Source organism: Bacillus sp. AFS015802 (assembly GCF_002561455.1).
Classification (GTDB): Bacteria; Bacillota; Bacilli; order Bacillales; family Bacillaceae_B; genus Rossellomorea.
Window position 1 is genome coordinate 79,698 of the sequence record NZ_NTUP01000059.1, and the last position, 15,648, is coordinate 95,345.

Annotated in this window: 11 protein-coding genes, 1 other RNA gene and 1 other annotated feature; of the genes, 1 reads left to right on the forward strand and 11 read right to left on the reverse strand. The window is 47.2% G+C overall.

Going from position 1 to position 15,648, the window contains the following annotated elements:
• Positions 1–79: 79 nt before the first annotated feature.
• The 4 genes from ssrS to CN378_RS15160 form a co-directional block, all read right to left on the reverse strand.
• Positions 80–269, reverse strand: a non-coding RNA gene (ssrS, locus tag CN378_RS15145) — 6S RNA.
• Positions 270–339: 70 nt separating this feature from the next.
• On the reverse strand, positions 340–2,106 hold the full coding sequence (gene aspS, locus CN378_RS15150) for an aspartate--tRNA ligase (RefSeq protein WP_098353225.1): 1,767 nt from the start codon (positions 2,104–2,106) through the stop codon (positions 340–342).
• 31 nt (positions 2,107–2,137) lie between these two features.
• The gene (gene hisS, locus CN378_RS15155; protein ID WP_098353227.1) at positions 2,138–3,412 is read right to left on the reverse strand and encodes a histidine--tRNA ligase; all 1,275 of its coding nucleotides are present in this window, start codon (positions 3,410–3,412) and stop codon (positions 2,138–2,140) included.
• 74 nt (positions 3,413–3,486) lie between these two features.
• Positions 3,487–3,716: a binding site (T-box leader), on the reverse strand.
• Positions 3,717–3,786: 70 nt separating this feature from the next.
• Positions 3,787–3,939: an RNA polymerase subunit sigma-70 gene (locus tag CN378_RS15160; protein ID WP_483295088.1), complete on the reverse strand. Its 153-nt coding sequence runs from the start codon at positions 3,937–3,939 to the stop codon at positions 3,787–3,789.
• Positions 3,940–4,128: 189 nt separating this feature from the next.
• On the opposite strand from CN378_RS15160, the gene CN378_RS15165 reads away from it, so the two are divergent.
• Positions 4,129–5,889: an N-acetylmuramoyl-L-alanine amidase family protein gene (locus CN378_RS15165; protein WP_098353231.1), complete on the forward strand. Its 1,761-nt coding sequence runs from the start codon at positions 4,129–4,131 to the stop codon at positions 5,887–5,889.
• A gap of 53 nt (positions 5,890–5,942) precedes the next feature.
• Here the strand turns inward: CN378_RS15165 and dtd are convergent, their stop codons facing one another.
• The 7 genes from dtd to secDF form a co-directional block, all read right to left on the reverse strand.
• On the reverse strand, positions 5,943–6,386 hold the full coding sequence (dtd, locus tag CN378_RS15170) for a D-aminoacyl-tRNA deacylase (RefSeq protein ID WP_098353233.1): 444 nt from the start codon (positions 6,384–6,386) through the stop codon (positions 5,943–5,945).
• Between the two features lie 13 nt (positions 6,387–6,399).
• The gene (locus tag CN378_RS15175) at positions 6,400–8,589 is read right to left on the reverse strand and encodes a RelA/SpoT family protein (protein ID WP_098353235.1); all 2,190 of its coding nucleotides are present in this window, start codon (positions 8,587–8,589) and stop codon (positions 6,400–6,402) included.
• A gap of 259 nt (positions 8,590–8,848) precedes the next feature.
• A complete protein-coding gene (locus tag CN378_RS15180) occupies positions 8,849–9,361 on the reverse strand; it encodes an adenine phosphoribosyltransferase (RefSeq protein WP_098353237.1) in 513 nt (170 codons plus the stop codon).
• Positions 9,352–11,715, reverse strand: a complete 2,364-nt coding sequence (gene recJ / locus CN378_RS15185) for a single-stranded-DNA-specific exonuclease RecJ (protein ID WP_098353239.1) — start codon at positions 11,713–11,715, stop codon at positions 9,352–9,354. Before recJ ends, CN378_RS15180 begins: the two co-directional genes overlap by 10 nt.
• Before the next feature lie 247 nt (positions 11,716–11,962).
• Positions 11,963–12,298 (reverse strand): LapA family protein, encoded by a 336-nt coding sequence (locus CN378_RS15190; RefSeq protein ID WP_098353241.1) that lies wholly within the window; start codon positions 12,296–12,298, stop codon positions 11,963–11,965.
• Positions 12,299–12,313: 15 nt separating this feature from the next.
• Positions 12,314–13,240 (reverse strand): cation diffusion facilitator family transporter, encoded by a 927-nt coding sequence (locus CN378_RS15195; RefSeq protein WP_098353242.1) that lies wholly within the window; start codon positions 13,238–13,240, stop codon positions 12,314–12,316.
• Positions 13,241–13,343: 103 nt separating this feature from the next.
• The gene (gene secDF, locus CN378_RS15200; protein WP_098353244.1) at positions 13,344–15,608 is read right to left on the reverse strand and encodes a protein translocase subunit SecDF; all 2,265 of its coding nucleotides are present in this window, start codon (positions 15,606–15,608) and stop codon (positions 13,344–13,346) included.
• Between the last annotated feature and the right edge of the window lie 40 nt (positions 15,609–15,648).

The window sequence follows — 15,648 nt, forward strand, 5'->3', positions numbered from 1 at the left end:
TTAGTCCCAACAAAAAAGCCAGGCCGCTGAGAGCCTGACTTTTCATTCTATGAGATCTTCATTAACATATCATGATTGGACGAGTCCCAATCGTGCCGTCGCCATCATTTCCTTCGTTTTGAACCCGCTCTCGGCAGGTGGGTGCTTTATTCCACTATTTGTTAGTCCCCGGCACGGGGCATGAACGCCTAGCGGAAACGTCAAGCTCCCGAAGTTTGAAGTGTTCGGTCAAAACTGTTAGGTAAAAACGTCGCACACATCAGGACTCGTTTGTGATTGTCTAAATAATATCATATCACCCTCATGATTTCAACGAATGACCCCCGGTATTTACTTACATTATTCTACATCGAGCGACAAAGATAATTCTTTCAGCTGAGCTTCACTAACTTCACCTGGAGCGTCTGTGAGTACACAGCTTGCACTCGCCGTTTTCGGGAAGGCAATTGTATCACGAAGATTCGTTCGGCCAGCAAGCAGCATCACTAAACGGTCAAGTCCAAGGGCGATGCCCCCATGTGGAGGCGTCCCGTATTCAAATGCTTCCAATAGGAAACCAAATTGCTCTTCCGCCTCTTCTTGTGAGAATCCAAGGACCTTGAACATTTTTTCCTGGATGTCACGCTCGTAGATCCGCAGTGAGCCTCCTCCAAGTTCGTATCCGTTCAAGACAAGGTCATACGCTTCTGCACGGACGGACGCCGGGTCTGTCTCGAAGAGTTCGAGGTCTTCCCTCACAGGCATTGTGAACGGATGATGGGCGGCGTAGTAACGGTTCTCCCCTTCATCAAACTCAAGAAGCGGCCAGTCAGTCACCCATAGGAAGTTGAACTTCGTTTCGTCGATCAGCTTCAATTCTTTCCCTAATTTCAAGCGAAGGGCACCAAGGGCGTCTGCCACGACCGATTTCTTATCCGCAACGAATAGAAGTAAGTCTCCTGCTTCTGCAGCTGCCGAGGCAGAAATCGCTGCCCCATCTTCTTCCGTCACAAATTTGGAGATCGGTCCTTTCAGGCCTTCTTCTTCCACCTTCAACCAGGCAAGTCCCTTAGCTCCGTAACGGGAGACAAATTCCGTCAAGCCATCAATGTCTTTACGGGAATACTTTGAGGCCCCGCCTTTTACATTGATCAGCTTCACTTGACCACCGTTCGCGACAGCGCCTGCGAATACTTTGAATCCTGAATCCTTCACGATTTCGGATACATCGATCAATTCCATCCCGAAGCGTGTGTCCGGTTTGTCAGACCCATAGCGGCTCATGGCATCATCATACGTCATTCGTGGGATCGGCAATGAAACGTTCACGTCTTTCACGTCGTTCATCAGCTTCTTCATCATATCTTCCACAAGGGCGATGATCTGTTCTTTATCCATGAAGCTCATTTCCATATCGATCTGTGTGAATTCCGGTTGACGGTCTGCACGAAGATCTTCATCACGGAAGCAGCGGGCGATTTGATAGTAACGGTCGAAACCGGATACCATCAACAGCTGCTTGAAGATTTGCGGTGACTGAGGAAGCGCATAGAATTCACCTTTATGAACACGGCTCGGAACCAGGTAATCACGGGCCCCTTCAGGCGTACTCTTGGTTAAAATCGGTGTTTCCACATCCAGGAATCCGTTGTCGTTCAGGAAATTCCGGAAAGATGTCGTCACACTATGGCGCATCTTGAAGGTTTCCATCATCGCCGGACGACGAAGGTCCACATAACGGTATTTCAGGCGGACATCCTCGGACACTTCCGTCTGGTCATCGATCATGAATGGAGGCGTCTTAGCTTCATTGATGATCTGAACCTCGTCTGCATGGATTTCCACTTTCCCTGTTTTCAGGTTGGGGTTCACCGTTCCTTCTCCCCTTGCTACGACCGTACCCGTCACACTCAACACATATTCATTCCGGATTTTCTCTGCAAGGGCAAGGGCCTCTTCTGATAAATCGGGATTAAACACAACCTGCACGATTCCCTCTCTGTCACGAAGATCGATGAAGATCAATCCTCCCAGGTCCCTTCTCTTTTGCACCCAGCCTTTGATCGTGATTTTTTCACCGATAAATGATTCCGTGATGTCTCCGCAATATGCCGTTCTTTTCGTCATCATGTTCTCCTCCTTATTGAATCAATGCGTTCTATTTACCGAGCTTATCTTTCATTTTTTCAACAAAGCGATCCAGGCTTATTTCTTCCTGTTCACCTGTGGACATATCTTTCAGATTGATTTTATTTTCCTGTAATTCGTTGTCGCCGATCACGGCTACATATTTCGCTTCGTACCGGTCAGCCGCTTTGAATTGGCCTTTCACCTTGCGATCCAGATAATCTTTCTCAGATGAAATACCTTCCGCCCTTAAGGTGTGAAGAAGCTTAACGGCATAATCCTTCGCTTCTTCCCCCAGTGATACGATGAAGCATTCGACTCCTTGGTCGATCGGGAGTTCGATTCCTTCTGCTTCCAAAGCCGAAAGAAGTCTTTCGATACTGAAGGCAAATCCGATTCCGGGTGTTTCCGGACCCCCGATCATTTCGACGAGACCGTTGTAGCGTCCGCCGCCGCAAAGGGTCGTGATGGCTCCAAAGCCTTCTGCATCACTCATGATTTCAAAGGCTGTGTGGTTGTAGTAATCAAGTCCCCGTACAAGGGTCGGATCAACCACGAATTCCACACCCATGTCAGACAGATGGGTTTGTACCTTTTCAAAGTAGGCCTTTGATTCATCGTTTAAGTAATCCAGGATCGACGGGGCCGTAGACATCAGTTCATGCTCACGGTCTTTTTTACAATCCAGGATACGTAATGGATTTTTCTCCAGCCGGTTTTGACAATCGCCGCAGAATTCATCGATTCTGGGCTTGAAGTGATTGATCAATGCCTCTCTGTGGGCATTTCTGCTATCTGAATCCCCAAGACTATTGATCACAAGCTTTAACTGGGATAATCCCAGCTTCTTGTAAATCCCCATTGCAAGGGAAATCACTTCTGCATCGATTGCAGGATCTTCACTCCCGAGGGCCTCGACCCCGAACTGTACAAATTGACGGTATCGTCCGGCTTGAGGTCTCTCATAACGGAACATGGGACCGGAGTAGAAGAGCTTGGTCGGCTGATTCGGGTGACCGAACATTTTATTTCCTACAAAGGAGCGGACGACAGAAGCCGTTCCTTCAGGTCTGAGCGCCAGGCTTCTGCCTCCGCGGTCTTCAAACATATACATTTCTTTCTGGACGATATCCGTCGTATCCCCCACTCCACGTGTGAATAATTCACTCGCCTCGAAAATCGGGGTACGGATTTCTTTATACTGATAGTTGTGACAAAGGGTCTTTGCCACTTCCTCTACATACTGCCATTTCTCCACTTCACCCGGCAGGATGTCCTGAGTACCTCTTGGAATCTGAATGGTCAAGATCATTTCCTCCTTTTATCGTGCACGTTGATCTTTATGTAAATAAAAAAAGCCCTCAATCCCTTGTATATCATACAAGGGACGAGAGCTGTTATTCCCGTGGTGCCACCCTAATTGAAGTCTAATAAGACCTCCACTTAGCCAGTTAACGCCTGGTACGTTCATCTCCTACTAAAGGACCTCTTTCAGAGAGAAACCTCCTGAGTGTTCATTCACTAAGTCACATTGTAGAAATGCTCTCAGCCAAGGCATTTCCTCTCTTTACACGTGGGGGTTAGCTACTATGCTCGATCAACGGTTTTTGTAAATGTTATTTTATTTCTATAATGATACGGATGCCGTAAGTCCATGTCAAGAGGTTGAAGAAAATTTCGTCAGGATCTCTCCATTTTCTTTTTCAACAACTTTACTTCCCGTAAACTCAATCCGAATTCAGAAGCAAGCTCCACGTTCAATGCATCTTTTTCACGTTCCAGAAACTGATGGAAGTCCACCCCAAATAACTGGTTATCTCCATTTGCGTTCATGAAACCTTTCTCACTCGACCTCAATTTCAATCATCCTTTCAAAAACATTCCTACCCTTATCATTTCCAATTACCTATTTTTATTTCGTTTTAGAGGAATTTAATTTTTTTTATCGTATTAAAACCATAAGGATTTCTTCTAAGAAAGATTCAACACTTGTGAAGGATTATCCGATATTACTATGGGTGTTTGTATTTCATTCTGGAGGTGAAAAGGATTAAGAAAGCAGCGGCATCACTATTGATTGTGCTCTTGATGTTCCCTTTTCAACCGGGCATGGGTCCTATACATGCCGAGTCGGGGAAGGTCACGATCAGCGTTTCGAACCTGAATGTCCGGACAGGGCCGGGGCTTAGCTTCCCGGTTCTGACGAAGGTACATAGGGGGGAAGAGTACAGGATAGTAGACACACAAAAAGATTGGTATAAAGTGGACACGAACAGCGGGGAAGGCTGGGTCGCCGATTGGCTCGTCTCGGTGGAATCTGCGGTTTCAGGAGATTCCACCATTCATGAAGGTCAAGTGAACACCGATGGCCTCCGGGTCCGGAAAGGCCCCAGCACATCAGACCCGGTTGTGACGGTCTTGCAAAATGGAGATTCTGTGACTGTGACAGATGAAGACGGCGATTGGCTGCTGGTGGAATCGGGAAGCACCAGTGGATGGGTCCACCGTGAATACATATCGGGAGCGGAAACCACACCGTCCAAAAAAGAAGAGGACAAACAAGGGATCATCACCGATAACGCTTTAAATGTCCGAACATCCCCTTCCCTTCAAGGCTCCGTGCTCGGAGTACTGAATAAGGGTGATGTGGTGGAAGTGACCGGAAGTGTGTCCGGATGGTACGAGATCCGATTCGGCGAAAGTCCTGCCTGGGTCAGTGAGTCCTATGTAGAGTTCTCAAGCTCTGAGGATGAGTCGGTCGAAGAGGAAGATACATCGTCCCAGGAGCATCTGGTTGGGATCATTACGGTTCACGGCCTGAATGTCCGTGATGAAACCTCCCTGAACGGCCGCATCGTCGGTACCGTCTCGAAGGGCGAGAAATACAAGCTGCTGAAAGAGAAGAATAATTGGTATCAAATCAAGCTCTCCAATGGAGAAAAAGGATGGATCGCCGGCTGGTATGTTCAAAAAACGGTGACAGCAGCCGCCCATGAGAGCAGTGATCCAAGTGAGAACATTACGATTCTATACAATGGAACAAACATCCGAAGTGAAGCCAATACCGGGGCAAGTGTCATCAAACGGGCCTCAAGTGGAGAATCATTTCCCGTCAAGAACAAGGACGGAGACTGGTATGAAGTTGAATTAGCCGATGGCAGTGCAGGTTTTGTAGCCGGATGGGTCGTATCGGTCCGATCTGCGGCAGGTGAAAACACGACGCCTGTCCGCAAAAAAAGCGGCGGCCTTCAAGATAAAGTGATCGTCATCGATCCCGGACACGGGGGAAGGGACGGAGGTACCACAGGAACGAGTGGAACACTGGAGAAGCTGCTTACCATGAAGACAGGGGAACTCCTCGCTGAAAAGTTAAAGAGTGCAGGTGCGAAGGTCATATTGACAAGAAAAACCGATGAATATCTATCGTTACCATCAAGGGTCTCATTATCCCATTATTACCAGGCCGACGCCTTCATCAGTATCCATTTTGACAGCATCCTGGATTCATCCATCGCCGGGCATACGACCTACTACTATCGGGACCGGCAGAAGGAACTGGCAGAAGAGATACATGGAAGCCTGGCCGACCGTTTACCGACAGCCGACCGCGGTGTCCGCATCGGTGATTATCACGTCATCCGTGAAAACAATCAACCCGCCATCCTGTTGGAGTTAGGATTCCTCAGTAATCCGACAGAAGAAGCCAATGTGAATACTCAGTATTTTCAAGACCTGGCGGCGACGGCCATCTATCATGGTCTAGGTGATTATTTCTCTGACTGACGTTCACCCAATTGAAAAGGCTGATCCTGAAATAGTTCAGGATCAGCCTTTTATTATGATTTGCTCTCAATCAATAGTGTAACGGGACCATCATTCGTCAGATTGACATCCATCATCGCACCGAATACGCCCGTTTCCACCTTCACTCCTTTATCCTCGAGTAAAGTATTGAAATGATCATAGATGGTTTCCGCATGATCGGGCTTGGCCGCATTCATGAAGTTCGGTCTTCTTCCTTTACGGCAATCCCCGTAAAGGGTGAATTGGGAAATGGAGAGGATTTCTCCCCCGGTATCCAGTAAGGAATGATTCATCTTCCCTTCTGCATCTTCAAAAATGCGCAGATTCACCACTTTGTCTGCTGCATAACGGGCATCCTCTTCTGTATCCTCATGGGTGATCCCCACAAGCAATACAGCGCCTGAGCGGATTTCCCCCTTTACTTCTCCATCAACAGTGACGGAGGCTTCTTTACTTCTCTGCAGTACAACCCTCATAAAGAAATCTCCTTTAGTTCATGATTCTTCTTACAGCGTATATATCTGAAATCTGTTTGATTCTCTCTACCACTTTGTGCAAATGAGAAATATTTTGAATCGAGATGGACATATTGATGGTGGCCACCTTGTTACGATCCGACTTCCCGCTCACGGCCGAAATATTCGTCTTCGTTTCATTCACTGCCTGAAGCACTTCATTCAGAAGGCCCCTGCGGTCGTAGCCGGAGATTTCAATATCGACATTGTATTCTTTACGGTCATTCCCGTCACTTTCCCAGGACACAGGAATGAGACGCTGTTCCACTTCATCAGCCATGACGTTCGTGCAATCGGCCCGATGGACGGAAACGCCGCGCCCTTTCGTAATGAAGCCGACGATTTCATCCCCTGGTACCGGACTGCAGCAGCGGGAAAGGCGGATCAGGAGGTTATCGATCCCTTCCACCTGTACACCTGCATCTTTTTTGCGTTTGACAGGTTGACTGTTCAGTTCTTTCATCGTTTCTACCAGGTTGTCTTCCTGTTCGCGCTGCTTCCGGTGTTTTTCCGTTAAGCGGTTGGCGATTTGAGCCGCTGTGATGCCGTTATAGCCGACAGCAGCATACATATCCTCTTCATTGGAGAAATTGAACTTCTCGGATACACGCTTGATATTTTCCGGATTCAGGATTTCCTTCACGTCGAAATCCTGATTCTTGATTTCTTTTTCGACCAGCTCACGGCCTTTTTCGATATTTTCTTCCCTGCGCTGTTTCTTGAAGAACTGCTTGATTTTATTCTTCGCCTGGGAAGTCTGGGCAAGCTTCAGCCAATCCTGACTCGGACCATACGAATGTTTGGACGTAAGGATCTCGATGATATCCCCCGTTTTCAGCTTGTAATCAAGAGTGACCATCTTTCCATTGACCTTGGCACCGATTGTCTTGTTTCCGATTTCCGAGTGGATCCGGTAGGAAAAATCGATGGGGACGGATCCTGACGGCAATTCCAACACGTCCCCTTTTGGCGTGAACACAAAGACCATATCGGAAAAGAGATCGATTTTAAGAGACTCCATGAATTCCTCAGCATTGGCGGATTCATTCTGGAACTCCAATATCTCCCTGAACCAGGAAAGCTTTTTCTCGAAAGAAACGGGTTCATTGGCTTCTTTCCCTTCTTTATACGCCCAGTGTGCCGCTACCCCGTATTCAGCGATCTGGTGCATCTCGAGGGTCCTGATCTGCACTTCGAGAGGGTCGCCTTTCGGACCGATGACCGTCGTATGAAGGGATTGATACATATTCGGCTTCGGCATGGCAATGTAATCCTTGAACCTGCCGGGCATCGGCTTCCAGCACGTATGGACGATCCCGAGTACAGCATAGCAATCCTTGATGCTGTCCACTACGACACGTACGGCAAGGAGATCATAAATTTCATTGAATTGTTTGTTTTGCAGGGCCATCTTCCGATAGATGCTGTAAATGTGCTTCGGGCGTCCAGAGATTTCCGCCACGATTTTCACGTCGCCTAATTTATCCTTGACCTCATTCACGACTTCCTCTAAATACTCTTCACGCTCCGCACGCTTCTTCTTCATCAGATTGACGATGCGATAATACTGTTGCGGATTCAAATACCTGAGAGACGTATCCTCTAGTTCCCACTTAATCTTTGAAATTCCTAAACGGTGCGCAAGGGGAGCGAAGATTTCAAGTGTTTCATTTGCGATCCTTCTTTGCTTCTCCTGAGGTAAATGCTTCAGGGTCCTCATATTATGGAGGCGATCTGCCAGCTTGATCAGGATGACCCGGATATCCTGGGCCATTGCCACAAACATTTTCCGGTGATTTTCGGCCTGCTGCTCTTCATGGGACTTGTATTTAATCTTCCCGAGCTTTGTGACCCCATCGACGAGCATAGCCACTTCAGCATTGAACGCTTCTTCGATTTCACCGAGGGAAATACCAGTGTCCTCCACTACATCATGAAGAAACCCTGCAGCGACGGTTGCCGGGTCCATCTCAAGGTCCGCCAGTATCCCGGCCACCTGGATCGGATGGATGATGTAGGGTTCTCCAGACTTACGGTATTGCTCACTATGGGCATCCCTGGCATACTCATATGCCTTCTGGACCATTTCTACATGCTCATCGTTTAAGTATGCTCTTGTCTTATCAATAACCTGTTCGGGGGTTAGTACTTGATCTTTAGCCATGATCAAAATCACCTTTATATTTTAATATAGTTCACGATTGTACGATTTTAATGATTGTTACTATTATCAAAAAAAAAAGAGGTTCTGTAAAGTGTTTAGAGAAAAATTCTCAGATATCATCTATTTTTGTCGATAAATGTCGATTATAAAGTTAACTTCTTGAAATTAAAAAAATAAGGGCTGACACTTGATTCGAATGTCAGTCCCTTATTTCAGTATATCACAAAGTCTGTCCGTTTATCAGTTTTGATAACCGGGATCAGTATTGCATCAATGTAAGAATGTCGTAGTTCTCAAGTTTATCGCGGCCGTCAAGGTACGTAAGCTCTATCAGGAAGGCTGTACCGGCAACAATCCCGCCAAGCTCTTCCACAAGCTTGATCGTTGCTTCGATGGTTCCGCCCGTTGCAAGTAAATCGTCCGTGATGAGGACACGCTGACCCGGCTTGATGGCATCTTTATGGATTGTAAGTGCATCTTTACCGTACTCAAGGCCGTATTCCTTCTGGATCGTTTCACGTGGTAATTTACCAGGTTTACGAACAGGCGCAAAGCCCACACCGAGTGCATAAGCGACTGGGCAGCCGATGATGAATCCGCGTGCTTCCGGTCCTACAACCAGGTCGATCTGTTTTTCTTTTGCATATTCGACAATTTGGTCTGTAGCATATCTATAGGCATCACCATTGTCCATCAGGGTTGTGATGTCTTTAAATTTAATCCCTTCTTTAGGCCAATTCTCAACGATTGTAACATATTGTTTTAAGTCCATGCTTCTACTTCCTCCTCAATTGTAACAGACTCTTCTATCCTTTCATTAAACCAAGTCTTCAACTCTTGATAGGAAGAATATAACAATTCGTTTTCAAGCTCGTATTGTTGTTGTTTCTTCTGATATGTCCGAGATTCAGAAAGATCTTTCTTGGTTTTCGCAGGATTAAGAGAAATAAATCCATTGTCTATTGTAACAAACTTCAAATCAAAAAACACCTGTGACATAAAATCGATCGTTTCTTTTGACCAGCCTTTATATTTGGCGAGGTCATCACCGTGTTTGCGTAAATCAAATGATCCACGTTTTGTTAAAAACCCGTAGTACCATTTGAAATGATCACGCGTCGGCATCGTACTGAAGAAATGGTCTTCTTCCTGGAAGAAATGAGCATAGATCCTGTAGGGACGCCCCTTTTTCAAAAGCTCTTCAAGTACTCGTTTGGAAGTCGGCAGATCCAATAGCACAAGGCTTGCCCCCTCGGTGGAGAGACCTTCAAGGGACGTGCTTTCCTCCAGTAAAACGACTTCTTCTTTCGGCAGATTCAGTCTGTCGATTGTGGATGCGTGAAAGCAGACCAGGATCTTTTTTTCTTCAGGAATGAGATCATTCCATTTTTGGACCTGTTTGATTCCCCGCACATCAAATAATTGCCAATGATCAATTTTCACATCTTGCAAAAATACCTGTGGCTTTTTGCGGTTATTCCATTCATTTATCGATAATTCACCAATTACAGAAACATTGGAAAACGGGGTCATATGGTCGGCCAGTTCACCGAGTCCGAATCCGACACCGTCCAATTGCACACCATTGTCCTCTAGAACGAGCTTAAGGTGATTCTGTTGTGACCCGATTTTTTTATAATGTTCGATGCTTACATTGTCGATGATCCACTTCGGCTTTGGATTCTTCATGCCGAATGGTGCGAGAAGCTGAAGCTTTTCAATCGACTCCACGGAGATTTCATCCATCGTGACGGGAGCATCGAGTTGTGTGACAGGAATGAAGTCCTCAGCAGTCAATTCTGACCCGGCGAGCTCATTGAGACGGTTCCTTAACTGAGCTACATCGTCTAATTGCAGGGTCATCCCCGCAGCCATCGGATGGCCTCCGAAGTGGGGAAGGATGTCCCGGCAGGTTGATAGATTCTTGAACAAATCAAATCCGACGATGCTTCTCGCCGACCCCTTCGCCGTCCCTTTTTCAGAGTCGTAGCTGAGTACGATGGTCGGACGATAAAACTTATCCACCAGGCGTGAAGCAACAATCCCCACGACCCCGGGATTCCATCCTTCTTTCCCGATGACGAGGACGTGGTTATCATTCATTGGGAAGTCACGCTCCACCATCTCGACAGCTTCCTCGGTCATTTGAGCGACGATTGCCTGTCTTTCCTTATTAAGAGCGTCAATTTCCCCGGCAAGTGCCTTTGCTTCCTCAAGATCTTCTGTCAGCATGAGGTCGACGGCAGGATCGGCATCGCCCAGTCGTCCGACGGCATTGATGCGCGGGGCGATCATGAAACCGACCGTCTCTTCAGTGATCTCTTGCTGCTGGGCATTGGCGATTTTGCACAATGCCTTTATCCCCAAACGGTTCGAGACACGGAGCTGTGCAAGGCCCTTCTTAGCCAGAAGACGATTCTCCCCTCTCAAGGGTACAAGATCGGCAATGGTTCCGATCGCGGCAAGATCCAGTAAATGGGTCGGCAGCTCACCATAAAGGGCATGGGCCAATTTAAAGGCCACCCCCACTCCGGCAAGTTCCCCAAATGGATACGGTGTTTCCCCTGCCTTCGGATGAAGCAGGGCATACGTTTCAGGCAGTTCCGGGCCAGGTTCATGGTGATCGGTTATGATCAGGTCCATCCCGAGTTCTTTCGCGAGTCTGGCTTCGTTCACAGCGGATATTCCGGTATCCACGGTTATGATGAGAGTGAATCCCTCATCCTTTGCCCAGCGGAATGCCCCTTCATTCGGGCCGTATCCTTCTGAGAACCGGTTCGGGATATAAAATTCCACCTCTGCGCCAAGATCCCCGAGGACCGTCATCATCACCGACGTAGAGCTGACCCCATCCGCGTCATAGTCACCATAAACGAGGATTCTTTCCCCGTCCTGGATGGCTTTATGGATTCGTTCCGTTGCTTTTTTCATATCTTCAAATAAAAATGGATCGTGAAAGGAGTCCCCTGTATCAAATAAAAAATTCCGGGCTTCTTCTATATCGTTCAAGTCCCGGTTCATCAATAATTTCGCCACAAGCGAGGGTACTCCCAATCCATGTGCTAATTCTGCTATTTTCTGTTCATCTGATTCTGTCAATATCCAACGTGTTTTTGAGTTTAACATACGTTCACCCCTCAGCCTTACTCATTATACAAAAGTGTGGGGGTTGTTTCAATCTTAATGAAGGGCAGTATGATGGGGTGGATTAGCGATAATTGGACTTGGTGTGCTGTATTTGGGGGTGTCCGGCTGTTTTTGGGGTGGGACGGATGGGAACTCGGGATAAATCCAGCCGATTACCAATTCCACCCTACCTCCAACCACAAACCCATTAAAAAAAGCCTGGCGGCAAAATAGCCACCAAGCTTCCTTATTCCCCCACATCCCCTACTGAGTCCGGGGCACGTTTTTTTAATGGGATATCTTCCGTCTTTTCTTTGTGCATCCCTTCTGCCTGTTCCCTCAATAACATATTTTCTTTTTCAAGGGATTTGACCTTACGCTGGATAACGAATAACCGGAACAGTCCAACGGAGCCGACGATGATCCCGCCCATGAAGACAGATCCAAGGATAACTAAAATAAGAGGCCAGTCGGATTCTCCGAACAGATAATTGACGGTGACGGGATCGACGTTGATGACGGCAAATATCGAAACGACCAATGCAAAGAAAATGCCCAATAATAACGTCCATTGAAATTTCATGAGGATTCCCTCCCTTTAACTTAAGTCTATTTGGTCATCGCTTTCTTCAGAAGCAGGATTGAACGGATTGATGTGGATGAACACATCATTCACATTTGATTCTTCCATCAGCTTCTCTTTGACTCTTTTCCCCACTCGATGACCTTCTTCTACAGTCATGAAGGGGTCGACACTAATCTTCAGGTCAATGATGACGTAATGTCCATGCTCCCTTGCATGAAGCTCGTTGATGCTCTTCACTTCAGGGTCGGACTCGACAATCTTGCGAAATGGCAGGATATCTTCTTCATGCATCACATGATCCAGTGTCGTATGTATGGATTCCGCCCCTAAATGCCATGCCATTCTGAGGACAAGCAGGGAAACGAATAGTCCCGCGACCGGATCCGCGTATACAAGCCAGCCGATATCGAATTTCCCTCCCAGGATCGAGGCAGAAATCCCCACCAGGGCCGCAATCGAAGAGAAGACATCCGAACGATGCTCGTATGCATTTACAATCAATGCATCACTCTTTATCCTTTTACCCAATCGATATTTGTATTGAAACATTGCTTCTTTCACAACGATGGAGATGATGACAGCATAGATCGCAATCGCTGTCGGAGGAGAGAGCGGGTGAAAGAAGGATTCAATCGATGATTTCCCGATTTCAATTCCCACAAGGAATAACAGGACAGCCACGATGATTGCGGCGATGGACTCAGCCTTCCCATGACCGTAGGGATGGTCCTTATCCGGGGGCTGCTTGGCGGCACGCAGGCCGATAAAGACGGCAAGGGATCCTGCTACATCCGATGCTGAGTGGACCGCATCTGCAATGAGCGCCCTACTATTTCCTAAAATACCGGCGGTCCACTTGATAATGGCCAGTGCAATATTGCCTACCACGCCGACCATGGCAGCGAACTCCGCTTTCTTAAAACGATCTTCATGATTCATTCGTGTCGCCTCCCTTAGAACTCTTATTATTGTAACCCAATGCCGTAAAAAAACAAAAAAGAATAGGTCCGGGAAGAGACACTCCCCGGACCTATTATCAGGTTTATACCTGTGGTTCATCCGACCACGTTTTCTTTTCTTTTACGGTTTTGATCGTACCTTTTTTCTTCAGTTCCTTCTTCTTCATCACCAGCCATACCTGGGAAGCAATGAATACGGAAGAATACGTACCTGAAATCAATCCGACCAATAAAGCGATGGAGAAGTTGCGGATGGATTCACTTCCGAAGATCATGAGTGCAATGACCGTGAACACGACAGTCAATACCGTATTCACTGAACGGCCCATCGTTTGTCTGATACTTTGGTTCACTACCTCTTCAATGTCTTTATCCGTCTTCAGGCGACGCTTCTTATGAAGATTTTCACGTAGCCTGTCGAAAGTAACGATCGTATCATTGATCGAATAACCGACAATCGTCAGCACGGCTGCAATGAATGTGATATCCACTTCAAGCCTTGTCAAGCTGAAGAACGCAATGATAAAGAATGCATCATGCAGGAGGGCAAGGATCGCTCCAAGCGCCATTCTCCATTCGAAGCGGAGCGTCACATAAATGATAATCCCGACAGAAGCAATCGCCACAGCGATCATGGCGTTCTGGGCGAGTTCCTTCCCGATGACGGGAGATACGGTACTGATGCTAGGCTCTGCTCCATAAAGCTTATTGAAGTGATCCTTCAGCTTGGCAATATCATCTTTATTCAAGTCATCCTTATAGCGGACAACAGCAATATTTTCTTTGTCCCCTGAAATGACCACGTCATCAGAAGGAAGTTTTATTTCTTTCAGTTCATCTTTGACCTGTTCTGTCTTCAGGGACTGATCAGCCAGGATTTCCATACGGGAACCACTGACAAAGTCGATGCCAAGATTCAATCTGAAGATGGCAAGGATGATGATCCCCGCTGTGATGAGGACAGCTGACAGCGTAAAGAATTTCTTGCGCTGGGCAGCAAAATCAAATCGGTCGAAACGGGTAGGCAGATCCAGTGTATCGTAGTTCTCTGCCAGATCCTTGATTTCGGATTTTTTGACGCCGAACCAGCCCGGCTTTTTGTTAAAGATACGACTGTTGACCCATAGGCCAAGTAATAGACGGGAGCCCCAGACGGCTGTGATGAAGCTTGTCAGGATACTGACGATCAGCATCGTCGCAAATCCTCTGACCGAACTTGTCCCATAGAAGAATAGGACGGTCGCTGCGAGGATCGTCGTCACGTTCGCATCGAGGATCGTTAAGAATGATGATTTATTACCGGCCTGGAATGCAGAACGAATCGGTTTTCCGACGCGCATCTCTTCCTTGATCCGTTCATAGGTGATGATATTGGCATCAACGGCCATCCCGACACCGAGGATAAGCGCTGCGATTCCCGGCAGGGTCAGGACCCCGTTCATCATGTCGAAAATCAACAGGATCAAGTAAATGTAAACAGAGAGGGTGATCGTTGCGATCAGTCCCGGGAAGCGGTAATACGCAATCATGAATAAGAAGATGATCGCGATCCCGATGATCCCCGCTGTCACGGTTTTATCCAGTGCCTGCTGACCGAATTGGGCTCCAACGGATGTCGAATATATTTCATCCAGTTTGACCGGAAGTGCCCCTGCATTCAAGAGCGACGCCAGATTCTGGGCACGCTCGACTGTGAAGTTCCCTTCGATGATGACTTCATCGGAGTTGATCGGCTGCCTTACAGCAGGATCCGATAAGAATTTCGGGTCTTCTTTCCCCGCTTCCGCTTTATAGGAATCTTTTCCTTCCTCGAAATCAAGCCAGATGACCAGCTGATTCTGGGGAGCCATGGCAGTTATTTCTTTCGTTAATTCATAGAATTTTTCACGATCTTTTAACTTTAAAGAAACGATCGGATTGTTTTTGTCATCAAACGTTTGTTTCGCAGATCCCGACACAATATCCGATCCATCCAGACGGACTTTATCGTTTACGTCACGGAACGTCAGATTGGCTTGAGTGGAGAGGATTTCCCTTGCTTCGTTCTGGTCCTCCACCCCGGCAAGTTGAACCCGGATCCGGTTCCCGTCTTCGATTTGGATATTCGGTTCACTGACACCCAGCACGTTAATACGCTTGTCCAGTGCGTCGGCTGTATTGGCGACGGTTTCCTTCGTGATTTCCTGACCTTTTTTGATCGGCTGGACTTCATAAAGGACTTCAAACCCGCCCTGCAGGTCCAATCCCAGTTTAATGTTATCTACAATACTCTTCGTTGTTCCTCCCATAGTACCTGCAAGTAATACCACAAGTATAAAGAAGGCAATTATTCGGCCACGCTTTACCATTATGTATAGATCCTCCTTGCCGTTTTAAAAACCATACGAA